General features: G+C 72.0%; 26 protein-coding genes. 10 read left to right on the top strand and 16 right to left on the bottom strand.

Going from position 1 to position 24,077, the window contains the following annotated elements:
* Nucleotide 1 precedes the first annotated feature (1 nt).
* Together AC3ETA_RS09055 and AC3ETA_RS09060 are read right to left on the bottom strand one after the other, a co-directional pair.
* Complete coding sequence (locus tag AC3ETA_RS09055; RefSeq protein ID WP_432192283.1) at nucleotides 2-283, bottom strand: Rdx family protein; 282 nt, start codon at nucleotides 281-283, stop codon at nucleotides 2-4.
* Nucleotides 280-1,194, bottom strand: a complete 915-nt coding sequence (locus AC3ETA_RS09060) for a HipA family kinase (protein ID WP_432192284.1) — start codon at nucleotides 1,192-1,194, stop codon at nucleotides 280-282. Before AC3ETA_RS09060 ends, AC3ETA_RS09055 begins: the two co-directional genes overlap by 4 nt.
* A gap of 160 nt (nucleotides 1,195-1,354) precedes the next feature.
* On the opposite strand from AC3ETA_RS09060, the gene AC3ETA_RS09065 reads away from it, so the two are divergent.
* A complete protein-coding gene (locus AC3ETA_RS09065; RefSeq protein WP_432192285.1) occupies nucleotides 1,355-2,032 on the top strand; it encodes a DUF429 domain-containing protein in 678 nt (225 codons plus the stop codon).
* Nucleotides 2,033-2,072: 40 nt separating this feature from the next.
* Here the strand turns inward: AC3ETA_RS09065 and AC3ETA_RS09070 are convergent, their stop codons facing one another.
* Entirely contained in the window at nucleotides 2,073-3,587 is a 1,515-nt protein-coding gene (locus AC3ETA_RS09070; RefSeq protein WP_432192286.1) for an IucA/IucC family protein, read from the bottom strand.
* A gap of 93 nt (nucleotides 3,588-3,680) precedes the next feature.
* On the opposite strand from AC3ETA_RS09070, the gene AC3ETA_RS09075 reads away from it, so the two are divergent.
* From AC3ETA_RS09075 to AC3ETA_RS09085, 3 genes are read left to right on the top strand one after another with little or no spacing between them, the layout of a single operon-like run.
* Nucleotides 3,681-5,201 carry an IucA/IucC family protein gene (locus AC3ETA_RS09075; protein ID WP_432192287.1) on the top strand — a complete coding sequence of 507 codons (1,521 nt, stop codon included), beginning with the start codon at nucleotides 3,681-3,683 and terminating at the stop codon, nucleotides 5,199-5,201.
* A gap of 43 nt (nucleotides 5,202-5,244) precedes the next feature.
* A complete protein-coding gene (locus AC3ETA_RS09080) occupies nucleotides 5,245-6,516 on the top strand; it encodes a VWA domain-containing protein (RefSeq protein ID WP_432192288.1) in 1,272 nt (423 codons plus the stop codon).
* Nucleotides 6,516-7,319, top strand: a complete 804-nt coding sequence (locus tag AC3ETA_RS09085) for a hypothetical protein (protein WP_432192289.1) — start codon at nucleotides 6,516-6,518, stop codon at nucleotides 7,317-7,319. The genes AC3ETA_RS09080 and AC3ETA_RS09085 overlap by 1 nt, the downstream gene beginning before the upstream one ends.
* A 49-nt stretch (nucleotides 7,320-7,368) precedes the next feature.
* Here AC3ETA_RS09085 and AC3ETA_RS09090 read toward each other — a convergent pair whose 3' ends face one another.
* Nucleotides 7,369-7,995 (bottom strand): winged helix-turn-helix transcriptional regulator, encoded by a 627-nt coding sequence (locus AC3ETA_RS09090; protein WP_432192290.1) that lies wholly within the window; start codon nucleotides 7,993-7,995, stop codon nucleotides 7,369-7,371.
* A gap of 87 nt (nucleotides 7,996-8,082) precedes the next feature.
* On the opposite strand from AC3ETA_RS09090, the gene AC3ETA_RS09095 reads away from it, so the two are divergent.
* The 6 genes from AC3ETA_RS09095 to AC3ETA_RS09120 all read left to right on the top strand — a co-directional run bounded on the left by AC3ETA_RS09095 (nucleotide 8,083) and on the right by AC3ETA_RS09120 (nucleotide 12,286).
* Entirely contained in the window at nucleotides 8,083-9,294 is a 1,212-nt protein-coding gene (locus tag AC3ETA_RS09095) for a pyridoxal phosphate-dependent aminotransferase (protein WP_432192291.1), read from the top strand.
* Nucleotides 9,295-9,320: 26 nt separating this feature from the next.
* Entirely contained in the window at nucleotides 9,321-9,860 is a 540-nt protein-coding gene (locus tag AC3ETA_RS09100) for an HAD domain-containing protein (RefSeq protein WP_432192292.1), read from the top strand.
* Nucleotides 9,857-10,456, top strand: a complete 600-nt coding sequence (locus tag AC3ETA_RS09105) for a histidine phosphatase family protein (protein ID WP_432192293.1) — start codon at nucleotides 9,857-9,859, stop codon at nucleotides 10,454-10,456. The genes AC3ETA_RS09100 and AC3ETA_RS09105 overlap by 4 nt, the downstream gene beginning before the upstream one ends.
* A gap of 43 nt (nucleotides 10,457-10,499) precedes the next feature.
* A complete protein-coding gene (locus tag AC3ETA_RS09110; RefSeq protein WP_432192294.1) occupies nucleotides 10,500-11,138 on the top strand; it encodes a hypothetical protein in 639 nt (212 codons plus the stop codon).
* A gap of 51 nt (nucleotides 11,139-11,189) precedes the next feature.
* Entirely contained in the window at nucleotides 11,190-11,612 is a 423-nt protein-coding gene (locus tag AC3ETA_RS09115) for an acyl-CoA thioesterase (RefSeq protein WP_432192295.1), read from the top strand.
* Between the two features lie 152 nt (nucleotides 11,613-11,764).
* Entirely contained in the window at nucleotides 11,765-12,286 is a 522-nt protein-coding gene (locus AC3ETA_RS09120; RefSeq protein WP_432192296.1) for a 3'-5' exonuclease family protein, read from the top strand.
* Here the strand turns inward: AC3ETA_RS09120 and AC3ETA_RS09125 are convergent.
* From AC3ETA_RS09125 to hypB, 12 genes are all read right to left on the bottom strand, one after another.
* Nucleotides 12,252-13,637, bottom strand: coding sequence for a nucleobase:cation symporter-2 family protein (locus AC3ETA_RS09125; RefSeq protein WP_432192297.1), 1,386 nt, complete (start codon nucleotides 13,635-13,637; stop codon nucleotides 12,252-12,254). The genes AC3ETA_RS09120 and AC3ETA_RS09125 overlap by 35 nt on opposite strands.
* A 220-nt stretch (nucleotides 13,638-13,857) precedes the next feature.
* Complete coding sequence (locus AC3ETA_RS09130; RefSeq protein WP_432192298.1) at nucleotides 13,858-15,237, bottom strand: 8-oxoguanine deaminase; 1,380 nt, start codon at nucleotides 15,235-15,237, stop codon at nucleotides 13,858-13,860.
* Nucleotides 15,238-15,347: 110 nt separating this feature from the next.
* Nucleotides 15,348-16,271 carry a factor-independent urate hydroxylase gene (pucL, locus tag AC3ETA_RS09135; protein ID WP_432192299.1) on the bottom strand — a complete coding sequence of 308 codons (924 nt, stop codon included), beginning with the start codon at nucleotides 16,269-16,271 and terminating at the stop codon, nucleotides 15,348-15,350.
* An 8-nt stretch (nucleotides 16,272-16,279) separates the two neighbouring features.
* Nucleotides 16,280-16,672, bottom strand: a complete 393-nt coding sequence (gene uraH / locus AC3ETA_RS09140) for a hydroxyisourate hydrolase (RefSeq protein WP_432192300.1) — start codon at nucleotides 16,670-16,672, stop codon at nucleotides 16,280-16,282.
* Nucleotides 16,673-16,676: 4 nt separating this feature from the next.
* Entirely contained in the window at nucleotides 16,677-17,189 is a 513-nt protein-coding gene (uraD, locus tag AC3ETA_RS09145; protein WP_432192301.1) for a 2-oxo-4-hydroxy-4-carboxy-5-ureidoimidazoline decarboxylase, read from the bottom strand.
* 123 nt (nucleotides 17,190-17,312) lie between these two features.
* Nucleotides 17,313-17,681 carry a helix-turn-helix domain-containing protein gene (locus AC3ETA_RS09150; protein WP_432192302.1) on the bottom strand — a complete coding sequence of 123 codons (369 nt, stop codon included), beginning with the start codon at nucleotides 17,679-17,681 and terminating at the stop codon, nucleotides 17,313-17,315.
* Nucleotides 17,678-17,929 carry a YkoF family thiamine-binding protein gene (locus tag AC3ETA_RS09155; protein ID WP_271666597.1) on the bottom strand — a complete coding sequence of 84 codons (252 nt, stop codon included), beginning with the start codon at nucleotides 17,927-17,929 and terminating at the stop codon, nucleotides 17,678-17,680. The genes AC3ETA_RS09150 and AC3ETA_RS09155 overlap by 4 nt, the downstream gene beginning before the upstream one ends.
* Before the next feature lie 163 nt (nucleotides 17,930-18,092).
* Nucleotides 18,093-19,148 carry a hydrogenase expression/formation protein HypE gene (gene hypE / locus AC3ETA_RS09160; RefSeq protein WP_432192303.1) on the bottom strand — a complete coding sequence of 352 codons (1,056 nt, stop codon included), beginning with the start codon at nucleotides 19,146-19,148 and terminating at the stop codon, nucleotides 18,093-18,095.
* Nucleotides 19,141-20,268 carry a hydrogenase formation protein HypD gene (gene hypD / locus AC3ETA_RS09165; RefSeq protein WP_432192304.1) on the bottom strand — a complete coding sequence of 376 codons (1,128 nt, stop codon included), beginning with the start codon at nucleotides 20,266-20,268 and terminating at the stop codon, nucleotides 19,141-19,143. The genes hypE and hypD overlap by 8 nt, the downstream gene beginning before the upstream one ends.
* Nucleotides 20,265-20,570, bottom strand: a complete 306-nt coding sequence (locus AC3ETA_RS09170; RefSeq protein WP_432192305.1) for a HypC/HybG/HupF family hydrogenase formation chaperone — start codon at nucleotides 20,568-20,570, stop codon at nucleotides 20,265-20,267. Before AC3ETA_RS09170 ends, hypD begins: the two co-directional genes overlap by 4 nt.
* A 28-nt stretch (nucleotides 20,571-20,598) precedes the next feature.
* Entirely contained in the window at nucleotides 20,599-23,169 is a 2,571-nt protein-coding gene (gene hypF / locus AC3ETA_RS09175) for a carbamoyltransferase HypF (RefSeq protein WP_432192306.1), read from the bottom strand.
* On the bottom strand, nucleotides 23,166-24,077 hold the full coding sequence (hypB, locus tag AC3ETA_RS09180; protein WP_432192307.1) for a hydrogenase nickel incorporation protein HypB: 912 nt from the start codon (nucleotides 24,075-24,077) through the stop codon (nucleotides 23,166-23,168). The genes hypF and hypB overlap by 4 nt, the downstream gene beginning before the upstream one ends.

Below are 24,077 nucleotides of genomic sequence, written 5' to 3' on the forward strand. Positions count from 1 at the left end.
CCTACTCCTGAGACGCCTTGTCCGAGTGGCCCAGGGACTTTCCCGGGGCCACTCGGTCGCGTACGGCCCGCTTGACCGCCGTCGGCTCGGGGAAGCCCTGCTCGCGGCGGTCCCAGACCGTCTCGCCGTCCACCCGGACGACGAAGATCCCGCCCTTGCCGGGCTTCAGCGCCAGTTCGTCCAGCTCCGCCTCGAAGGTGGTGAGCAGTTCCTGCGCCAGCCAGGCCGCGCGCGGCAGCCACCTGCACTGGGTGCAGTACTCGATCTCGACACGACCGCTCATCCGAGGTGCACCGCCCCGTCCTGTTCCGCGGCCGGCCTGCCGTGCAGGTCGGGGACCTGCTTGAGCCAGTTCGGCCGTCCTTGCTGAGACTTCGCCGCCCTGCGGGCCTCCTCGGCGGCGAGTTCCTCCCGGGTGGGGAAGTCGGTGGGGAGCCAGGCGGCGGAGGCCCGCACGCGCGCGTGAAGGTGCTCCACGTAGGCCCCGCGGGCCGCCTCGGGCGTCGCGTGGCCGGGCTCGTCGGCCAGCCAGGCGTCCGGCACCTCGTCCACGATCGTCCGCAGCAGTTCCCCGGTCACCCTGGGCGCCAGCTCCGCGTCGGCGGCACGCACGTCCGGGCTGTAGTGGCCGAGGGCGTGGTGGCGGAAGTCGTAGGACTTCTCGGGGTCGGCGCCGTCCCAGCGGTGGTGGAAGATCAGGGCCGCGCCGTGATCGATCAGCCACAGGCGCGGCGGGACCGTGCCGGACGTCGGCCAGATCATCAGGTTCGAGCTGTGGACCGTGCGGTCGACGTTGGCGGTCAGCGCGTCCAGCCAGACGATCCGGCCGGCCTCCAGCGGGTCCACGCGGAACGTCTTCGCGACCTCCGGGGTGAAGTCCCGCGCGCCCGGCAGGAAGTCCATGCCGAGATTGACGCCGGCGCTCACGGCGTGCAGCTCGCGCACCTCCTGGTGCGGCTCGCTGTCGGCGACGGCCGGGTCGAAGTGCACCAGGACCAGCTCGGGGAACCGCAGTCCCAGGGCCCGCGCGAGCTCCCCGACGATCACCTCGGCGACCAGCGCCTTGCGGCCCTGCGCGGAGCCGGTGAACTTCACGACGTAGATGCCCAGATCATCGGCCTCGACCACACCCGGCACGGAACCGCCGGACCGCAGCGGCTCGACGTAGCGGGTCGCGGTGACCTCTCTCATCATCTTCCAAGGCCCCGCATCTCGTTTGCCTCGCATTCCACCATTCCAGGATCAGCTCCGCCCGGTGCGATCCAGAAAACCTTAACCAGGCGAGACGGCCGGGTCTTCCCGCGACGGCCGGGTACCTTCCTTGCACGCGACCGACACGGGAGAACGAGTGCTGATGGACGTCCTGGGTGTCGATGCCTGCGGCAAGCAGGGCTGGGTCGGGATCAGGGTCATGGACGGCAGGTATGCCGGGAGCCTGGTGGACGTCCGGCTGGAGACGTTGGTCGAACGCGCCGGTGAGGTCTCGGTGATCGCGGTGGACATGCCGCTGGGGCTGGTCGAGCGTGGCTGGCGTGCCGCGGATCTCGGGGCGCGGGTGCTGCTCGGGCAGCGGCGCAGCACCGTCTTCCTCGTGGCGCCGCGGCCCACGTGGCTGGAGTCGGAGTACGTGGCGGCCGGCGACCGGTGCCAGGAGCTGACCGGGCAGCGGCTGAGCCGGCAGGCGTGGGCGCTGGCTCCGAAGCTGCTGGAGGCCCGGGCGTGCCGGCTCGCCGACGAGCGGATCCACGAGGTGCACCCGGAGCTGTCCTTCCGTGCCCTGGCCGGCGGGATGCCGCTGGAATGCGCGAAGAAGACCTGGCGCGGCCAGAACACGCGCCGCGCGCTGCTGGCCGCGGCCGGCGTCGTACTGCCGGACGAGCTCGGCGAGGCGGACCGGGTGCCGGCCGACGACGTGCTCGACGCCGCCGCGGCGGCCTGGTCGGCGGACCGGATCGCTCGGGGAGTCGCGGAACGGGTCCCGGAGGTGCCGGAGTTGGATGCGGAAGGACGTGCCGTGGAGATCCGGTACTGACCGGCGGGCGGTGCGGCCCGCCTGCCGCCTCTTTCCGCACTCACCCGGCCAGCGGGTTCGGCAGCGGCAGATAGCGCGCCGCCGCACCGTCCGCGCCCGTCCAGCGCAGGAGCAGGTTGGTCTTGCCGGGCAGGGTCGGGGACGACAGGAGGGCCGGGAGCTCGGGGAGGTCGTGGCGGGACAGCTCACGGCGGAGCGCGGGCCAGGGGTCCAGGGCCGGGTGGTGTGCGACGAGGGCGCCGGCGATCTCCACCAGGTGGTTGACGACCAGGCAGTACACCAGGCGCTCCCAGCCGGCCTCCCGTGACACCTCCGGCAGCAGCTTGACGCCCTCGGCGTCCCGGAACAGCGCCTGGACCGGCGTACCCGCGGCGTCGACGGCGACCAGGGTGTTCTGCAGATGTGCCTCCAGGACGACGCCGTGGTCGGCGAAGGCCGCGAGGGCGGGCGGGACGACCTGGGCCAGATACGCCTCCCACCATGACTCCGGATCCTCGGCGCCGGCCAGTGGGCTGCCGTCGAAGCCCTCGACCAGTCCGGCGGCGAGCAGGGGCGTCGCGCCCGGGAGCACCCTCCCGCGCAGCCCGTCGCGGACCAGGACCGCGAGTTCCTCGAAGGCGAAGCCGGCGGTGCGGTAGCCGTGGTCGGCGAGCCAGGCGGCCGGGCCGTCCTGAGCGGCGAGGGCGGCGGCCGCGGCGGTGTCGGTGCGGCGCAGTCTCAGCAGGTCGTGGCGCCACAGCCGGCGGATGTCGTTGGTGATGCGGACGTCCAGGCTGAACTTCAGGAACAGGTCTCGCTCGGGGGCGTACAGCGTGCGGATCGCGGCCGTCGGCCAGGCGTCGAAGCCGGTCGTGCCCAGCCGCAGCAGGCGGCCGTCCGCGAACGCGGCCGCGAGCTCCCGGCCGGCCAGATCCAGCTGCCAGGGGTGCGCCGGAAGCAGGCGGTAGCCGGGCGGGGCCTCGCCGAGGGCGTCCAGGGCGGTGGTGTCGCCCTCCTCGACGACCGTGTCCTCGCGCACGCCGAGCAACGTCAGCGGGAAGCGGGCGTGCGCCTCGGGGGCGTAGGGCAGCCAGGTGGCGACCGGGCCGCCGCCGCGCGCCTTGGGTGCGGGGTGGTAGGGGTGGCCGGTCAGGAGGGACTGCTCGGAGCGCAGGTAGCGGTCGTCCGGCGGCGTGGCACGCGCGCGTGCCGTGAGCAGCGCGGCCACCGCGTCCCGGCTGTCGATCATCTCGGCGGGCAGTTCGTGGTTGGAGAGCCCGGTGTGGCGGCGCAGCTCGTCGGCCACGAGTTTCACCACTTCGGTGTGGCCGACGCGCCGCCAGGCGCCGTCCACCCGCACCTCCGGCTCGGCGGGCCGCCGCTCGCCGAGCACCCGCACCAGCCGGCCCGTGCCGCCCAGCCGGTACACCCGCCGCTCGCCGTCCGCCCCGCCGGACCCTGTGCACGGTTCGGCGACCTCGCGCAGCAGGCAGTTGAGCAGGGGCGCGAGCGCGCGGGCGTCGGCGCGGTCCGCGACGTCGGCCGCGGTCGGAGGGGTGAGGTGCACGTGATCCACTCGTTCTCTACGGTCCGTTCAGGTGGGAAGACGATCAGTATGTCTGTCGTCGGCGCCTGCCCGACGCCCTACTCGTACCCGAGGAGCCCGCCCGTGCACCGTCCTCAGAGCGCAGAGGCCGAGGTCGCCGCCGAACTGGCCGAAGTGCGCCCCGACCTGGTGTCGCGCTACACGGCCGAACTCCCCGGAGCCCGGGCGGCCGTCCTGACCCGGCTGTGGCGTGCGCTCGCGTACGAGCCGCTGCCCTGGGTGACCGCGCGTGAGCGGGGCGGCGAGGGCCTGACCCTGCGTCTTTCGGACGGCCGCCGGCTGCACGGCCCGCATGCCGACCCGTACGCGACCGCCGGGTACGTCACCGACGTACGGCTCGACGGCACGTCGTACGACGATCCGGCCCGGCTGCTGGCCGAGCTGTCCGTGGCGCACGGGACGTCGTTCGCGGCCGAACTCGGCCACAGTGTCGCCTCGTTGGCGCTGTCGCGGGCCGGGCAGGTGGCTCGCTCCGAGGAGTGGCCGTCGCCGGAGTGGGAGTGGGAGTGGGAGCAGCGGGTGGTGGACGGGCATCCGTTCCACCCCAACTGCCGTTCCCGGCCCGGCTTCTCGGTCGCCGAGCAGCTGGCGTACGGGCCCGAGCACCGGCCGGTGGTGACGCTCGGGCCGGTGCCGGTGCGGGCGGCGGAGTGCCTGGTGACGGGCGCGTGGCCGCAGGATTTGCGGGACGGCGGGCGGCTGCTGATCCCGGTGCATCCGTGGCAGGCCGAGCACGTCCTGAAGCGGCCCCGCGCCCCCTACGACGACGGGATCGCCGCGCATCCGCTGATGTCCCTGCGCACGCTCGCGCTGCCGGGAGGGCCGCACGTCAAGACGGCGCTCAGCGCCCGGCTGACGTCGTCGGTGCGGGACATCTCGGGGTACTCCATCGGTCTTTCGGCCACCCTGTCGTCGTTCGCGGAGATGCTCGCGGCCCGTATGGACGGGCTGCTGCACGTCACGCGCACGCTGGGCGCGGCCACGGCCGGCTCGCCCGATCTGGCCGCGGTGGTGCGCGAGTCGCCGCGGGCGTACGAGGGGCCGGGCGAGCGGGTGGTGCCGGTGGCCGCGCTGGCGACCACGCAGCTGCCCCGGTCGCCGCAGTGGTTGGCTGAGTTCACTCGGCTCGCGCTGACCGTGGGGCTGCGGCTGCTGGAGCTGGGCGTGGCGCTGGAGGCGCACGGGCAGAACCTGCTCGTGGTGCTGTCGGCGGACGGCTCGCCGGTGCGTCTGGTCTACCGCGACCTCGCCGACATCCGGGTCGGCCCGGCGCGGCTGGCCCGGCACGGCGTCCCGGTGCCGGAGCTGACCGGGCGGATCGTCACGGACGATGTGACGGCCCTGCGCCGCAAGTTGTTCGGCTCGCTGGTGGCGGGGGCGCTCGCGGGTACGGCCGGCTCGGGCCCGGCGTTGCGCACGGCGCTGGAGGCGGTCGTACACGACCTGCCGGACACCGCGGACCTGGCGGCGCTGCGTACGCAGCCGCTGCCGACGAAGGCGCTGACGCTGATGCGGCTTTCGCCGGGGACGCCGGGGGATCGGTGGGCGCGGCTGCCCAACGCGCTGGTCAGCGAGGTGTTCTGACCTCGTTTTGAAGCAGGACACCTGAGATCAATAGGATCCGCCGATGATCAGAACACAACGGCTGGCGGCAGGGGTCTGTGCCCTGCTCGCCGCGCTCACGGCCGGGATAGCCTTCCCGGCCGGGGCGGTCGCCGACGAAACCACCGCCACCGCCCCGAAGGTCGATCTCGTGATCGACGTCAGCGGCTCGATGCGGGCCAAGGACATCGACGGCCAGTCGCGGATGGCCGCGGCGAAGCAGGCCTTCAACGAGGTGCTGGACGCGACCCCGGAGGAGGTCCAGCTCGGCATCCGCACCCTCGGCGCCAACTACCCGGGCGACGACCGGAAGACGGGCTGCAAGGACACCGCCCAGCTCTACCCGGTCGGCCCGCTGGACCGCACCGAGGCCAAGACGGCGGTGGCGACGCTGACGCCCACCGGCTGGACCCCGATCGGCCCCGCGCTGCTGAAGGCCGCCGACGACCTCGACGGCGGCGAGGGCTCCAAGCGCATCGTGCTGATCAGCGACGGCGAGGACACCTGCGCCCCGCTCGACCCGTGCGAGGTGGCCCGCGAGATCGCCGCCAAGGGTATCGGCCTGACCATCGACACACTCGGCCTGGTCCCCAACACCAAGCTGCGTCAGCAGCTCAGCTGCATCGCCGAGGCGACCGGCGGCACCTTCACCTCGGTCGAGCACACCGACGAGCTCGCCGACAAGGTCAACCAGTTGGTGGACCGGGCGGCGGATCCGGTGGTGACGCCGGTCGCGACGACGGGCGCCGATCGGTGCGCGAAGGCGCCGACGCTGAAGTCCGGCCTGTACACCGACCGTGCGGAGTTCGGGCAGCAGCGCTGGTACCGCGTGGACGTCGAGCCCGGTCAGGAGCTGCGTACGTCGGTGAGCGTGTCGGCCGACCGGGCCGTGAACCCCTCCTACGGGGTGCTGCTGCGGGCGGTGACCGAGCGCGGCCGGGAGATCGTGCGCGGCGAGGCCGCGGGCAATGGCCGCACGGACATCGTGTCCACCGGCCTTCGCTACCCGAAGGCGGAGGCCGACGGCGACGACGAGGACACCGCGCCCGCCGAGACCGTGTGCCTCCAGGTCACCCAGTCCTTCTCGGCGGGCTCCGGCGTGCAGAGCACGCCCGGTCTGCCGCTGGAGCTGACGGTCGACGTCGTGGACGGGCCGTCGGCGTCGAGCGACGTGGCCTCCTTCGGCCTCGGGCGCGGCTGGTGGCTGCTGGGCGCGCTGATCCTCACCGGCTTCCTCGCCGGTGTCGTCTGGGGCTGGCTGTCGCGCTGGCGGTTCGCGGTCTGGAGGACCAACTGATGCGGATCACACGAGTGCTGAGCGGCGCCCTGCTGGCGCTGGGGCTGGCGGCGGGTCCCGCGGCGGCCGACTCCTCGCCGTCGCCGAGCGCCTCGGAGGAGGGTGGCGCGCCGACCACGGCGGGCACCTCCTTCCGTACGGCGACCGAGGTCGACCAGGGGCGGACGGCCACGGCGAGCGCCTCCACCGGCGACTACCTGTACTGGTCGTTCCCGGCTGACGCCGGACAGCGCCCCACCGTGAAGGCGACGGTGAAGCTGCCGGACACGCACGCCGCCGAGACCTGGCAGATCGACGTGTACGACGGACTGCGCCGCCGTCAGGCCTGCCAGTACGGCGCCCAGACGCGCACCGCCGCGGCGAACAGTGCCTCGGTCGAGCTGACCTGTGTACTGCGCACCGTGCGGGCCTGGTCGGAGCAGTGGGCCGACGACCCGCTGCCGGGCACGTACTACATCCGGCTGACGACCGTGGAGGTGCCCACCTCCGACCTGGGTCTGCCGGTCGGTGCCGAGGTCCGCGTCGACTCCGAGGACATCGGCGGTTCGGCCGCCGTGGACGGGTCGCTGGCGGAGCCGCTGGTGCCGGGCGTGGCCGTCAAGCCGCAGGAGGACGAGGAGAGTTCGTCCGCCTCCGCGGTGCTCTCCAGCATCGAGCCCGACGACGGCTGGGCCTCCGGCTGGTGGTCGGACCGCTGGGTGTGGACCGCGATCGGCGGTGTGCTGGCCGCGCTCGCGGGGATCGGCGGTTACGCGCTGACCCGTGGCACGGGACGGCCCTCGCGGGTGCCGCCGGGCGCCTGACACACCATCACAAGGGGCTCATCGCACAGGCGGTGGGCCCCTTGGGCGTTCACGCCTCCTTGAGCGCCTTCGCGAGCGTGCCCTCGCCGGTCACCTCGATACGGCCGCCCCGCACCGCTTCGGTGACGCTCAACTCCCCGCGGGCCACGGCCTCGCACGTCCCGGAGTCCAGGACCAGCCGGGCGTCGGGCTCCCCGGGGGCGGGTCCGTCGCCGTAGACCGGTCCGTCCTCGGCGCCCACGTGCAGATGGAAGTCGCCCTCATCCAGGCGGACTTCGACGAGACCTTCCCCGTCCAGCGCCCGCAGCAGCGGCAGCGCGAACCAGTGCGCGCGCACCGCGTCGGTGGGTCGCCGCTCGCCGAGCTCGGCCTGGCCCCACTCCCCGAGCGCCTGGAGCACGGGCAGCAGCTCCCGGCCGCGCGGGGTGAGTTCGTAGACGTAGGCGGCTCCGGGCGGCTGCAGCCGGCGCCGGGTGCCGATGCCTTCCCGCTCCATGTCCTTCAGCCGGGACGCCAGGACGTCGGTGCTGACGCCGGGCAGGTCGGCGTGCAGGTCGGTGTAGCGCCGCGGGCCGGCCAGCAGCTCCCGGACGATCAGCAGGGTCCAGCGGTCGCCGACCGCGTCGAGCGCCCGGGCGGCGGAACAGTACTGGTCGTAGCTTCGGCGAGGTGACATGCGACGCAGTCTAGACATGTTGTTGGACTTTCCAAGCTCGAACTTGGTAAAACCAAGCAACACACGAAACCGGAGGGGCGAGCGCGCATGGAGTTCCGGCAGTCGAGCAAGCTGAGCGAGGTCTGTTACGAGATCCGCGGACCGGTCATCGAGCACGCGAACGCGCTGGAGGAGGCGGGCCACAGCGTGCTGCGCCTGAACACCGGCAACCCCGCGCTCTTCGGCTTCGAGGCGCCGGAGGAGATCCTCCAGGACATGATCCGGATGCTCCCCCAGGCGCACGGCTACACCGACTCCCGCGGCATCCTCTCCGCCCGCCGCGCCGTCGCCCAGCGCTACCAGACGCTCGGCCTGGCGGTCGACGTCGACGACGTCTTCCTCGGCAACGGCGTGTCCGAGCTGGTCTCCATGGCCGTACAGGCACTGGTCGAGGACGGCGACGAGATCCTCATCCCCGCCCCGGACTTCCCGCTGTGGACCGCCGTGACGACACTCGCCGGCGGCAAGGCGGTGCACTACCTGTGCGACGAGCAGTCCGAGTGGTACCCGGACCTGGACGACATGGCCTCCAAGATCACGGACCGCACCAGGGCCGTGGTCATCATCAACCCGAACAACCCCACCGGCGCGGTCTACCCCAAGGAGGTCCTTCAGGGCATCCTCGACCTCGCCCGCCGGCACGGCCTGATGGTCTTCGCCGACGAGATCTACGACCAGATCCTCTACGACGACGCCGTGCACCACTCGGTCGCCACCCTCGCCCCCGACCTCGTCGTCCTCACCTTCTGCGGGCTGTCCAAGACGTACCGGGTGGCGGGCTTCCGCTCCGGCTGGCTGGTGGTCACCGGTCCGAAGCAGCACGCGAAGGACTACCTGGAGGGCCTGACCATGCTGGCCTCCATGCGACTGTGCGCCAACGCGCCTGCCCAGTACGCCATCCAGGCGGCGCTCGGCGGCCGCCAGTCGATCCGGGACCTGACGACCCCCGGCGGCCGTCTGCACGAACAGCGCGACGTGGCCTGGGAGAAGCTCAACGAGATCCCCGGCGTGTCCTGCGTGAAGCCGAAGGGCGCGCTGTACGCCTTCCCGCGCATCGACCCCGAGGTGCACAGGATCCACGACGACGAGAAGTTCGTCCTGGACCTGCTGCTGCGCGAGAAGATCCAGGTGGTCCAGGGCACCGGCTTCAACTGGCCGACGCCCGACCACTTCCGCATCCTGACCCTGCCGTACGCGGAGGACCTGGAGGCGGCGATCGGGCGGATCGGGCGATTCCTGAGCGGATACCGGCAGACATGACCGCCCGGGGTGGGTAGGACCCCTCCATGAGCACCCGCCCCTTTCTGCTGCTCGACGTGGACGGCCCCCTGAACCCGTTCCGCGCCCTGTACCTCGGCCATCGCGGCTACGTCACACGCCGGCTGCACCCGGCGAACTGGTCGCAGCGGCAGCGGCCCGGTTCGCTGCGGCAGCGCCGCGGGCTGCGCGTGCGGCTGCATCCGGAGCACGGGGCGCGGCTGCAGGCGCTGCCCTACGAGCTGGCGTGGGCGACGACCTGGCAGCACCAGGCCAACGAGATGATCGCGCCGGTCATCGGGCTGCCCCGTGATCTGCCGGTCATCGAGTGGCCCGAGATGTTCACCGCGGATCCCGACGGGCTGTACTGGAAGACCCGGCACGTGGTGGCGTGGGCGGCCGGCCGGCCCTTCGTCTGGGTCGACGACATGGTCACCGACCGCGACGTACGGCATGTCGCGGCCCACCACGGCGGCGCCGCGCTGCTCCTCCCGGTCGACGCGCGCAGAGGGCTGCGCGAGCGGGATTTCGTGGAGTTGGAGCGCTGGGCTCTTAGCCTGAGGTCATGAGTGATCTCTTTCTCGTCCGGCACGGCGAGACCGAGTGGTCCCGCTCCGGACGGCACACCGGCTGGACCGACGTACCGCTCACCGAGCACGGGCGGGAGGAGGCGCGGCGGCTCGTGCCGCTGATCCGCTCGCACCGGATCGGGGCGTCGTTCGTCAGCCCGGCGCAGCGGGCACGGGAGACGGCCGAGCTGATCGGGTTGCACGACACACGGGTCGACACCGATCTGCGGGAGTGGGACTACGGCGGCTACGAGGGCATCACGACCGTGGAGATCCAGGCCGGACGGCCCGGCTGGTTCCTGTTCCGCGACGGTGTCGCTCCGGGGCCGCCCGACCATCCCGGGGAGACACCGGAGGAGGTCGGGGAGCGTGCCGACCGGATGCTGGCCAAGGTGGACGCGGCGTTCGCGAACACCGAGGGATGTGTGGTGCTGGTGGCCCACGGGCACTTCCTGCGCGTGCTCACGGCCCGGCGGCTCGGGCTGCCGCCCGCGGACGGGGCGCTGTTCCAGCTGGCCACGGGGACGGTGTGCCGGCTGAGCACCGAGCACGGGCGGCCGGTGATCTCGGGGTGGAATGTCAGACCCGGGCCGTAGCCTTCCCAGCAGATGAGGTCGCCGCCCCGGGGAGGAGCACGCCGTGACCAGACCACCGACCGCGGCCCAGCGGCGTGTCATCGACGCCGCCGATCCCGACACGGGACGGATCAGGGGCACGGAGACCCAGCTCGCGGCACTGGTGAAGCGGGGTCTGGCCTTCCGGCATCCGCGACCGCCGCACGATCACTTCCTGACACCGGCGGGACACCGGATACGGGAGACCGAGCAGCCGGCGCCCGCACAGGCCGAGGCGACCGGTGCGAGGGGCGTGTTCGCCGCGCGGATCGGCGGTGAGGAGGGCGCCCCGCGGTCGGGTCCGGCACGGCTGCGCGAGGTGCGCGGGGCCTGGCAGGGCCTGCTGGAGATGCGCCGGATGACCAATCCGGACGGAGCCCCGGACCGGCCCTGCGGCTGGGAGCGCACGCATCTCGTGCAGGCAGCCGCGCTCGCGCTGGAGGCGGCCGGCCACCCACCGGCCGAGCCGGACTCCGAGGAGGGGTACCGGGTGCGGGCCACCCCGCAGCCGGAGGCCGTCGCCGTGCAGGTCGGGGACCCGGACGACGGCGAGCGGCTGCGGGCCTGCGCGGCCACACTGGAGGAGGCGGGCTGGCAGGTCGGCGAGCACACCGAGCCGCGCAGCAGAGCGCGCTATCTGCTGGCGTCCCCACGACGGGCATGATGTGCGTGCCAAGATCGGTGCACTGAGCACCGAAGGCGAGAAGGGGAAGCAGTGAGCGAGCAGTTCTCCGTCCGGGTCACCGTCCGCGGCTACGAGACCGACGCCCAGGGGCACGTCAACCAGAGCGTGTACATCAACTACGCCGAGCACGCCCGCTGGTCACTGCTGCAGGCCGCGGGCATCACCCAGACGGGGCTCATCGGCAAGGGCGTGGGTCCCGTCGCCCTGGAGACGACGATCCGCTACAAACGCGAGCTGATAGCCGGTGACGAGATCGAGGTGACGTGCGCCTTCGAGTGGTCGGGCGGCAAGACGTTCCGCATCCGGCAGCTCGTGCGCAAGACGGACGGCACCGTTGCCGCCGAACTCACGGCGGTCGGCGGCCTGCTGGACCTCCAGGAGCGCAAGCTGGTGGCCCGTCCCGACGAGGTCTTCAAGGAGCTGTCGTCGGACCCGAGCATGTTCGGGCTGTAGTCACACCCGCTCCTTGTCGTGCTCGACGCCGTGGGCCGCGCGTGACTCGGCGGTGCAGACCCTGTTGCGTCCGGCGGTGCTGTCGGCACTGGCGAGGAGGAGACGGCACTCGTCCGTACGCCGTCTGCGGGCCCGCCTCCGGGCCCTGCTCCATGCTGGGCATCGGCGCGGCGGTCGCCGGGGTGCAGGACGGCGACGGGTTCACGGCGGACGGCCCGGAGGAGTACACCTTCTCCGGTGAACTGCGTCCGATCGGCGAGGAGTTCGTGCCTCAGGCGCCGGCCGTGAGCGGGCTGGACCGGGAGCGTCTCCTGGCCGAGGGCAGTGAACCGGCGGTCGCGCTCACGGAGTTCAGCGCGTGGGTGCGGGCGGTGAGCGCGGGGGCGCAGCCGGTGATGTGCGGCTGTCCGGCCTCGTACGACTGGACGTTCCTGTACTGGTACCTGATCCGGTTCACCGGGGCGAGCCCGTTCGGTCACTCCGGCTGTCTGGACATGAAGACCCTGTATGCCACGAAGGCGGGCCTGCCCCTGCGGGCGGTGGCGAAGGGCTCGATGCCGCGTGAACTGCTGTCGCGGCGCCGTCACACGCACCATGCGCTGGACGACGCCGTCGAGCAGGCCGAACTGTCCGCCAACCTCATGGAGTGGCAGGGGCCCGGGTCGCCCCGGTGATCTCCTCTCCCGCTTCCATGGGATGAGTGACGTCCTGGGCGTCACTGCTCCCGCCCAGGTGGTTGAAGACGAGGTTCAGGGCGACCGCCGCCACACAGCCCGTCGAGATGCCGGAGTCCAGGACGATCCTGACCGTCTCGGGGAAGGCGTGGTAGAACTCCGGCGCCGTGATCGGGATGATGCCGACGGCCAGCGAGACGGCGACGATCAGGATGTTGTTGTCCTTGTCCAGGCCGGCCCGCACCAGGGTCTGGATGCCGCTCGCGGCGACCGACCCGAAGAGGACCACGCCCGCGCCGCCCAGCACCGGGCGCGGTACGACGGCGATGAGGGAGGCGGCCATCGGGCACAGGCCCATCAGCACCAGGAAACCGCCGCCGACGGCGACCACGTACCGGCTGCGGATCTTCGTCATCGCGACCAGACCGATGTTCTGGGCGAAGGCGCTGCACATGAAGCCGTTGAACATCGGGCTGAGCGCGGAGCCGAGGGTGTCGGCGCGCAGGCCGGCCGCGATGGTCTTCTCGTCGGCCGGGCGGTCGACGATCTCACCCAGCGCCAGCATGTCGGCGGTCGATTCGGTCATCGACACCACCATCACCACGCACATCGAGATGATCGCGGCGAGCTGGAACTGCGGGGCGCCGAAGTGGAACGGGGTCGGGAAGCCGACCGCGGCCGCGTCCGCCACCGGCCCGAAGTCCGTGACGCCGAACGGGATCGCGATCAGGGTGCCGGCGACCAGGCCGAGGAGTACGGCGATCTGCTTGACGAAGCCGCGGGTGAAGCGGCGCAGGAACAGCACGATGAGCAGCGTCCCGGCGGCCAGGCCGAGGTTCGTCGCCGAACCGTAGTCGTGGGCCGCCGGGTTGGGGCCCTGGGCCCAGCCGAAGGCGACCGGCAGCAGCGAGATGCCGATCAGCGTGATGACCGTGCCGGTCACCACCGGTGGGAAGAAGCGCACCGCCTTGCTGAAGAAGGGGGCGGCGACGAACCCGAGGAGGCCGGCGACGATGACCGCGCCGAAGATGATCGGCAGGGCGTCGGACCTGTCGTCGGTGGAGGCGACGATCGCCGTCATGGGGGCGACACCCGCGAAGGTGACGCCGTTGACGAAGGGCAGGCGGGCGCCGATCTTCCAGATGCCGAGCGTCTGGAGGAAGGTCGCGATGCCAGCGGTGAACAGGCAGGCGCCGGTGAGGAAGGTCAGTTCGGCGGGGGTCAGGCCTATGGCCGCGCCGACTATCAGGGGTGGGGCGACGACTCCCGCGTACATGGCGGCCACGTGCTGAAGGCCGGTCGTCGCCATTTTCAGGGCGGGGAGTTTCTCATCGACAGGGTGGGCGGACACTGCGGCTCTCCTCCGGTCGGTTAAACGCGTCGACTCTGACGCGGGTTCAAGGAGGTGGTGCGCGGTCGTGCGGGACCGGGGACGGGCCGTTCCGGGGGAAACGGAGACCGTTCCGGGGCGCACGCGACACGCGCGCCCCGGAGACGGTCGCCGTGGACCCCGCTCGGGTCCACGGCCACCGGTCGGGAGCCGTCCCTCCCGACCGGAGATCTGCGGTTGCTCAGCCCTGCGCGGCGATCTGCGCGAGGCGCCGGGCCTGCTCGCGCGTCGAACGGGCGATCGCGTCCTCGTCGGCGGTGAGCAGCCTGCCGTCCTCCACGATCTGCCGGCCGTTCACGAACGACGCGGTGACCGGGGCCGCCGCACCGAAGACCAGCGCGGTCACCGGGTCGGCGATGGAGGCGTGGGCGAGTGTGTCCAGCTTCCACAGCACCAGGTCGGCGAGCTTGCCGGGCTCCAGGGAGCCGATCTCGGCGGCGCGGCCGAGCACCTGCGCGCCGCCGAAGGTGCCGAGGCGCAGCGCCTGCCGGGCGTTCAGCGCCGCTTCCCGGTGCGCGCCGAGGCGGTTGATGAGCAGGGCGTTGCGCAGCTCGGTGTGGAGTTCGCCGGACTCGTTGGAGGCGGTGCCGTCGACGCCGAGGCCGACCGGGACGCCGGCCGCGAGCATGTCGGGGACGCGGGCGATGCCGGCGGCGAGGCGGGCGTTGGAGGACGGGCAGTGGGCGACGCCGGTCTTCGTGCGGGCGAAGGCGGCGATGTCGGAGTCGTTCATGTGGACGCAGTGCGCCATCCACACGTCCTCGCCGAGCCAGCCGGTGGACTCGAAGTAGTCGGTCGGGCCCATGCCGAACAGCTCGTGGCAGAACTTCTCCTCCTCCACGGTCTCCGAGCCGTGGGTGTGCATGCGCACGCCGAGGCGGCGGGCCAGCTCGGCGCCCTGCCTGAGGAGTTCGGTGGAGATGGAGAACGGCGAGCAGGGGGCGACGGCGACCTGGGTCATCGCGTCGAAGGAGGCGTCGTGGTGCTGCTTGACGGTCTCCTCGGTCGCGGCCAGCGCGCCTTCGAGGGTCTCGACGGCGAAGTCCGGCGGCAGCCCGCCGTCCTTCTCGCTGCGGTCCATGGAGCCGCGGGCGAGGGTGAAGCGGACGCCCATGTCGCGGGCGGCTCCGATGATGGCGCCGGACAGGTCGCCGGAGCCCTGCGGGTAGACGTAGTGGTGGTCCATGGCGGTGGTGACACCGCCGCGGGCCATCATGGCCAGGGAGCCCTGCGCGGCCGAGCGGACCATCGGCTCGTCGATGCGCGCCCAGGTCGGGTAGAGGGCGACGAGCCAGTCGAAGAGGTTGTGGTCGGTGGCCAGGCCCCGGGTGATCCACTGGTAGAAGTGGTGGTGGGTGTTGATCAGGCCGGGGGTCACGAGATGGCCGGTGGCGTCGATGCGGCGTACGACGTTCTCCAGGCCCTCGGGGGCCCTGCCCGCGCCGAGCGACTCGATGCGGTTGTCCGCGACGACGATGTGGCCGGTGGCGTACTCGGTGTCGTTCGCGTCCACCGTCGCGATCGAACAGTTCTCGATGACGATGCGCTGGGCTGCTGCCATGATTCGTCCTTTGCGCTGTTGTGGAGAGGGCACGGCAGGACCCTGGGGGATTTGAGTGCCGCGGCCGGGTCGGGGACCTCACCGGCCGCGGGTGCCGATATGTGGGGTTACTACAGGTTGGTGAGGTCCACCGGGATCTTCGGCTCGCAGCCGTCCCGCAGGATGGTGGCCTCGATCAGGCCGTAGGGCCGGTCGGCGGCGTAGTACACCTCGTTGTCGTTCTTCAGCCCGAACGGCTCCAGGTCCACCAGGAAGTGGTGCTTGTTCGGGAGGGAGAAGCGGACCTCGTCGATCTCGCTGCGGTTGTTGATGATCCGCGAACCCATCTGGTACAGGGTCTGCTGGAGCGAGAGGGAGTAGGTCTCGGCGAAGGCCTGGAGCATGTGCTTCCTGGTCTGCTCGTAGGACTTCTCCCAGTTGGGCATCCGCTGCTCGTCGTCGGTCCAGTTGAACCGCCAGCGGCCGGATACCTGGGTGGCGAGGATGCGGTCGTACGCTTCCTTGAGCGTCGTGTACTTGTCCTTGACGTAGCCCCAGAACTCGGAGTTGGTCGAGTTCATCACGACGAGGTCCTTGAGGCCGGAGACGACCTCCCACTTCTCGCCGTCGTAGGTGATCTGCGTGAGCCGGGTCTCCTGGCCCTTGCGGACGAAGGAGTGCTTGACCTCGTCGGAGCCGATGAACCGGGAGTTGGCGTCGGACGCCTCGATCCGCTCCCAGGCGTACTCCTCGATACGGATCCGGGCCGTCCGGATGGGCTCCTGGCTGGTCACGAAGTGCCGGGCCAGGTGGATGCCGAACTGCTCGGCCGACTCGATGCCGTGCTCCTTGGCGAACGCGAACACCGTGTTCTTGGTGGTGTCGGTCGGCAGGACGTTGGCATTGGAGCCGGAGTAGTGGACCTCGTCCATGTCGCCGGAGAGGGCGACCGAGACATTGAGGTCCTTGATGTGGTGGGTGGCGCCGTCCCGCGTGATCTTTACGACTCGGTTCTCGGCCTTGCCGTACTGGTTCTGTCCCAGGATCGTGGGCATGGTGTCTGCTAGCTCCCTCGGTATACGGAGTAGCCGAACGGGTTGAGCAGCAGCGGTACGTGGTAATGCTCCCCGGGCTTCACGGCGAAGGTGATCGCCACCTCGGGGAAGAACACGGCACCGCTGTCCCGATTCGCGGGGGCGTCCTGCTGCGCATCGGCTTGCTTCTTCTCGGAGTACGGCTCGACGGCGAAGTCGAGCCGTACGTGTGTGGTGCCCTCCGGCAGCGCCGGGAGGTCCTTGCACCGTCCGTCCGCGTCGGTCGCGGAGCCGCCGAGCGCCTGCCAGTCCGCCTCGCGCCCGGCACGGGCGGAGAGCTGGACGGCGACACCCTCGGCGGGGCGGCCGACGGAGGTGTCCAGGATGTGCGTGGACACGGAAGCGGTGGTGCTGGTGCTCATGGGGTCAGGCTTCCTCTTCGACGAGTCGGGCGAGCCGGATACGGTTGATCTTGCCCAGCTCGGTGCGGACGATCTCCCGCTCCTGCTCCGGCGAGTTGCCGGTCCGCTCCTTGACCGCGTCGCGCATCTGCTCGCCGGTCCGGCCGGTGGCGCAGATCAGGAAGACATGGCCGAACTTGTCCTGGTAGGCCAGGTTGAGTTCGAGCATCTCCGTCCTGAGCTCCTCGGAGGCGCCGGCCATGCCGCGCTGCTCCCGGGCCGAGGTCGGGTCGCCCGGCTTGGGGCGGCCGATCGGCGGGTGCCCGGCCATGGCCTGCGCGAGGTCCTCGGCGGTCAGCTCGGCCATGGCGGCGTCACTGGCGGTGCAGAGGGCGTCGAAGGTGGCGTAGGGGCGGCCGGCGAGCAGCCGGCGCACCCATGCCGTGGAGGCGCACGCCTCGTGGAGGGCGGCGTGGGCCGCGTGCTCCTCCAGGGCGTTGAACCGGGCCAGGCCCGGGGGCGTGGAATTCGACGTCACGGGAGCCTCCGTGGCCGCGAAGGGCCTTCGTACTGAACGGGCGTGCCGATAGCTAACGCCCTACGACGACGAGACGTCAACACTTTGTTGAAAATTCGCGATGTCGATACCGGGCGGGACGTGTCAGGTGTTCTTGTCCCGGTTCAGATAGTTATAGACCGTGAAGCGGCTCACGCCGAGCGCGCCGGCGACCGTCTCCACTCCGTGCCGCACGGAGAAGGCGCCGCGCGCCTCCAGTATCCGTACGACCTCCTGCTTGGCCTTGCGGTCCAGGTCGGCCAGCGGCTTGCCCTTGCGGCGCTCCATGGCGGCCAGGATGTGATCGAGGGAGTCGGCGAGCTGCGGCAGGCGTACGGCGACGACGTCCGCACCCTCCCAGGACAGCACGACGTCCTCGGGCCCCGCCTCGTCCGGCGGGAGTATCTCGCCGCCCATGGCGTCGACCAGCGGCTTGACGGCCGCGATGAAGGGCTCGTCCCCGGTACCGGTCACTCCTCGCCCTCCCCGACCACGTTGACCTGGAGCGAGATCCGGGTCGCGCCGGCCTCCAGGGTCCTGCGCAGCAGGGCGTCCACGGCGGTGAGCACGGCGTCGCCGCCGCCCTCCGCCGTGTTGCCGAACGGGCCGACGTCCACCGCGTCCAGCTCGGCCGCCTCGATGACCTGGCGGGCGACCAGCGCGTGCGCGGGTGCCTCGTCGAGGTCGAAGGGCTCGGTCGTGAACTCCACTCTCAATCGCACGCGCTCAACCTAACGCGCGCGCGATTGTTCGGGCAGCCCCTTCTTCACCGGCCCGACCCGCCTTGACAGGCCAGGATGAGCCACGACATGCTTCCGCCCAGCGAAATCAAATTTTCACTGGGCGGAATCGTGGTTGCGGGAGCATCCGAACCCGGAGTCCGGTTCAGCAGATCCTCGGCAGTTGCTCCCCCAGCGGCAGGTCGACCACGCGTGTGCCGCCCAGCCCTGTGCGGGCCACCACCATGCCGGGGTGGGCCTCGACCGCCTCGCCGATGATCGCGGAGTCCGCGCCCAGGGGGTGGGCCCGCATCGCGTCCAGTACGGCGTCGGCGTGCTCGCGCGGGACGAAGGCCACCAGCTTGCCCTCGTTGGCGATGTACATCGGGTCCAGGCCGAGGATGGCGCAGGCGCCCGCCACAGCGGGCGGGACGGGGACGTCGCGTTCCCGGACGACCACCCCCGCGCCGGAGGCCGCCGCGATCTCGTTGAGGGAGGCCGCGAGGCCGCCCCGGGTGGGATCGCGCAGCACGTGCAGATCCGGGGTGACGGCGAGCATGGTGTCGACGAGGCCGCCGAGCGCCGCGCAGTCGCTCTCGATCTCCACGCCGAACTCCAGGCCCTCCCGGACGCTCATCACCGCCACCCCGTGGACGCCGATCGCACCGCTGACGATCACGACGTCACCGGGCACGACCCGCTGCGGACGCAGGTCGACGCCCGCCGGGACGACACCGATGCCGGCGGTGTTGACGTAGATCCCGTCCCCGTGCCCGGCCTCCACCACCTTGGTGTCACCGGTCGCCACCTCCACGCCCGCGGTCCGCGCGGCGGCGCCCAGCGCCTCGGCGACCCGGGTGACCGTCTCCAGCTCGACGCCCTCCTCCAGGATGAACCCGCAGGAGAGATAGGCGGCACGGGCGCCGCCCATGGCGAGGTCGTTGACCGTGCCGTTGACCGCCAGGTCGCCGATGCTGCCGCCGGGGAAGAACAGCGGGCGTACGACGTAGGAGTCCGTGGAGAAGGCCAGCCGGGCCCCGCCGAGGGAGAGGACGGCCGCGTCGCCCATCTGCGCGAGCACCTCGCCGCCGAAGGCCGGGGCGAAGATCTGCTGGACCAGCTCGGCGGAGAGGGCACCTCCGCCGCCGTGGCCCATGACCACGCGCGGCCGGTCGCGCAGCGGAGCCGGGCAGGTCCACGAGGTCAGATCGAGGTCAGACAACGGGGCTCGCCTCCCGGGCCGTGGCGGCGGGCACGTCGAGCCGCCGGTACAGGTAGTACGCCGCGCAGGCGCCCTCGCTGGAGACCATCGTGGCGCCCAGCGGTGTACGAGGGGTGCACAGGGTGCCGAAGGCGGCGCACTCGTGCGGCTTGAGCAGGCCCTGGAGGACCTCGCCGCTGCGGCACTCGGCCGGCTCCTCGGTCCGGATCCCCTCGACCGAGAAGCGGTGCTCGGCGTCGTGGTCGCGGTACTTCGGCGACAGCCGCCAGCCGCTGCCGGGGATCACGCCGATGCCCCGCCAGGCCCGGTCGGTGACCTCGAAGACGTCCTCCAGCATGGCCCGCGCGGCCGGGTTGCCCTCGGGCCGTACGGCGCGCGCGTAGGCGTTGTCGACGGTGTGCTCGCCGCGCTCCAGCCGGGCCACGGTGCGGCGCACGCCTTCGAGGATGTCCAGCGGCTCGAAGCCGGTCACCACGATCGGCACCCGGAAGCGCTCCGCCAGCTCCGGGTACTCCCCCATGCCCATGACGCTGCACACGTGCCCGGCCGCGAGGAAGCCCTGCACCCGGCAGCTCGGCGACGACATGATCGCCTCGATGGCGGGCGGGACGCGGACGTGGGACACCAGCATGCTGAAGTTCTTGACGCCGTGCCTGCGGGCCTGATGGACCGTCATGGCGTTGGGGGGCGCGGTCGTCTCGAAGCCGATGCCGAAGAACACGACCTCGCGGTCCGGGTTCTGCCGCGCGATCCGCAGGGCGTCGAGCGGCGAGTACACGACGCGTACGTCGCCGCCCTCGCCGCGTACCTGGAACAGGTCCCGGCCGGTGCCGGGCACCCGCAGCATGTCGCCGAAGGAGCAGAAGATCACCTCGGGGCGGGAGGCGATCTCCAGCGCCTTGTCGATGACCTCCAGCGGGGTCACGCAGACCGGACAGCCCGGTCCGTGGATCAACTCGACCTCGTCGGGCAGGAGCTGGTCGAGACCGTGCCGGATGATGCTGTGCGTCTGTCCACCGCACACCTCCATCAGGGCCCACGGCCGGGTCACCGTGGCCCGGATGTCGTCGAGCAGCCGACGGGCCAGCTCCGGGTCCTGGAACTCCTCGATGTACTTCACTGGTTGCCCACCTCTTCCACCGTTGCCACGCCCGCCTCCGCCGCCGCCATCTCCCAGGCGTCGCCGAACTCCTCCTGGAGCATGCCGAGTTCGGCGAAGAGCTCCAGCGTCTGCTTCGCCGACTCCTCGTCCAGCCGCTGCAGGGCGAAGCCGACGTGGACGATGGCGTACTCGCCGACCTGAAGGTCCGGCAGATACTCCAGGCACACCTCCTTGACCACGCCGCCGAAGTCGACGGTGGCCATCCGGGTGCCGTCGCGTTCCTCGATCTCCAGCACTCTGCCGGGTACCGCAAGGCACATGGGCCTCTCCTGTGGGGTCGGGTGTCGTTCAGTCGTCGGTCGTCGTGCGGGCGGCCACCATCAGCTGGCCCAGCGCCAGGCCGCCGTCGCCCGGTGGCACCAGGCGGTGGCGCAGCACCGTGAAGCCGTCCTCGCGCAGGGCGGCCGCGCAGGCCGAGGACAGCAGCGTGTTGGCGAACACGCCGCCCGTCAGGGCCACCGTGTCCGGGCCGTGCCGCTCCCGCGCCCGACGGCACAGGGCGTGCACGAGCGCCGCCACACCGCGGTGGAAGCGGGCCGCGACCGTGGCCGCTGTGCGGCCTTCCCGCAGGTCCCGGACGATCGCTCCGATGACGGGCGCGGCGTCGGCCCGGACCGGCTCGCCGTCGCCGAGCGCGAAGGCGTACGCGGTGGTGTCGTCGGCGGGTGCCTCCAGGGCGGCGGCCTCCAGCTCGATCGCGGCCTGTGCCTCGTAACCGGCGCGGTGGCAGACGCCGGCGAGTGAGGACACGGCGTCGAAGAGCCGCCCCATGCTGGAGGTCGGCACACAGTTCAGATCGCGCTCCAACTGCCGCTGGAGCAGGCGCAGTTCGTTCGGCGGGCAGGCGGCCGTGCAGGGCAGGTCGCCGGACCAGTCGAGGCCGGCCGCGCGCAGCTGGGCCAGTGCCATCCGGTACGGCCTGCGCACCGCGGTGTCGCCGCCGGGCAGGGGGACGTACGCCAGGTGCCCGAAGCGGGTGAAGCCGGCGTAGTCCGCGAGCAGGAACTCACCGCCCCAGACCGCGCCGTCGTCGCCGTGGCCGGTGCCGTCGAAGGCGACGCCGATCACGGGCCTGGTGCCGTCCAGGCCGTGCTCGGCCATCGCGGCGGCGATGTGCGCGTGATGGTGCTGGACGCGTACGACCCTCCGGCCCGCCGCGTTGCGGTCGGCCCAGCGGGCGGAGCGGTAGCCGGGATGCCGGTCGCCTGCCAGCCTGCGCGGCCGTACTCCGGTGATGGACTCCAGCTGCTCAACGGCGCGTTCGAAGGCGCCTTGGGTCGCGAGATCGTCCATGTCGCCGATGTGTGCCGACAGCCAGGCCTGCCGTCCCTCGCCGAGACAGAAGGCGTTCTTGAGGTCGCCGCCGGTGGCGAGGGCGGGGCGGACCGGCAGCGGCAGGGTGAGCGGCAGCGGGGCGTAGCCGCGGGAGCGCCGGAGCACCAGCGGCTCGGTGTCGCAGACGCGGACCACGGAGTCGTCGCACGGCACATGGATCGGCCGGTCGTGCGTGAGCCAGCCGTCGGCCAGGTGCGCGAGCCGCTCCAGGGCCTCGTCGTCGTCGGTGACGATCGGCTCGCCCGAGACGTTGCCGCTGGTCATGACGAGCAGCCGGGGGCCGTCCGGGTCGCCGGGCAGACCGAGCAGGAGATGGTGCACCGGCGTGTACGGCAGCATCACCCCGAGGTCGGGGCTGCCGGGCGCGACGGCCTCGGCGGGGCGCGGTCCCCCCTCTGCGTACGACGGGTCCGGGCGGCGGCGCAGCAGGACGACCGGCCTGACCGGGCCTTCGAGCAGCCGCCGCTCCTCGGGGCCCAGCCGGACGAGGTGCTCCACGTCGCTCACGGCCCTCGCCATCACGGCGAAGGGCTTGTCGCCGCGTGCCTTGCGGCGGCGGAGCAGAGAGACGGCGTCGGCCTTCGTGGCGTCGCAGGCCAGGTGATAGCCACCGAGCCCCTTCACGGCGAGGATCGCACCGCGGGCGAGCATGGCGCGGGCTTCGGCGACCGGGTCTGACCCGGCGGTGCGGTCGGCAACCGGGGCCGGCCCGGCGATACGCTCGCTGACCGGGGCCAGCCCGGCGACACGCTCGGTAACCCCGTCACCCCCAGAGGTTCGCTCGGCAGCCCGGTCCGGCCCGGCGATACGCTCGGTGACCCCACCACCCCCAGAGGTTCGCTCGGTAACCCGATCCGGCCCGGCGACACGCTCGGTAACCCGGGCCGACCCTGAGGTTCGCTCGCCCCCCGGGGCGATCAGCCGCAGTCGGGGTCCGCAGGACGGGCAGGCCACCGGCTGTGCGTGGAAGCGCCGGTCGGCCGGATCGCCGTACTCGCGGGCGCAGTCGGGGCACATCGGGAAGGCGGCCATCGTGGTGTTCGCCCGGTCGTACGGGACTCCGGTGACGATCGTGAAGCGCGGACCGCAGTGGGTGCAGTTGACGAAGGGGTGGCGGTGGCGCCGGTCGGCCGGGTCCGCCAGTTCGGCGAGGCAGTCGGCGCAGGTGGCGGTGTCCGGGGAGACCAGCGTGCGGACCGGACCGCCACTGCGGGAGGCGAGGATGATGAATGCCTCGCCCCCGGCGGCGGGCAGCTCCTGGTGGTCGACGGACTCCACCCGGGCCAGCGGAGGCGCCTGGACCGCGAGCCGGTCGCAGAAGCTGGCCACCGCCGCGACACTGCCCTCCACCTCGGCGACCACGCCCTCCGGAGTGTTGGTCACATGCCCGACCAGGGCGAGTTCGGTGGCGAGGCCGTAGACGTACGGCCTGAAGCCCACGCCCTGCACCACGCCCCGGACGAGCACGCGCCGCCGGTGCGGCGGGTCCTGGGCGACGGCGGCCGGCCGCGGCGGGGCGCTCACGAGTGCGTCGGGGCCGCGGTGGCTGCGGTGTCCGCCGCGACCATGTGGGAGTGGTCGTGGGAGGGACCGTGGTCGTGGCTGTGGCTGTGGCTGTGGTCGTGACCATGGCCGTGGTCGTGGTCGTGGCCACGGTCGTGGGAGGGACCGTGGTCGTGGTCGTGGCCACGGTCGTGGTCGTGGTCGCGGTCGTGACCATGGCCGTGGTCATGGTCGGCCTCCGGTCGGCGGGCCATGACCGGTGCGTGCGGGGGCGCGCCCTCGGCCGCGGCGAGAGCCCGGTCGAGCAGGGTGCCGACACCCCGGTCCCGGCGGGCCGAGGTCAGGACCACCTCCACGCCCGGGTTGACCCGCTGCACGTTGGCGCGGAACGCGTCCTCGTCGAACTCCACCGCCCGAGCGATGTCGGTCTTGGTGACCACGACGAGATGGGCCAGGCCGAAGGCGGTGGGGTACTTGAGCGGCTTGTCCTCGCCCTCGGTCACGGAGGCGAGGACGACCCGCAGGGTCTCCCCCAGGTCGTAGGAGGCGGGGCAGACCAGGTTGCCGACGTTCTCCACGAACAGCAGCCGGGTGCCGTCGGGCAGCCATCCGTCGAGGTGCCCGGCGAGCATCGCCGCCTCCAGATGGCACAGCCCGTCGGTGAGCACCTGCTTGACCGGGACGCCGGACCGCGCGAGCCGTTCGGCGTCGTTCTCGGTGGCGAGGTCGGCGGTGAGCGCGGCGACCGCGACGGACCGCTCCCGGGCCAGCAGCAGTTCGCGTTCCAGCAGCGCGGTCTTGCCGCTGCCGGGGCTGGACAGCAGGTTGACGACGGTGGTGCCCCGGGACTCCAGGTGCGTCCGCAGGAGATGGGCGGTCGCGTCGTTCTTCGCGAGCACGGCCTGTTGCAGGTCGACGACACGGCACAT

This window comes from Streptomyces sp. bgisy027 (genome assembly GCF_057710365.1).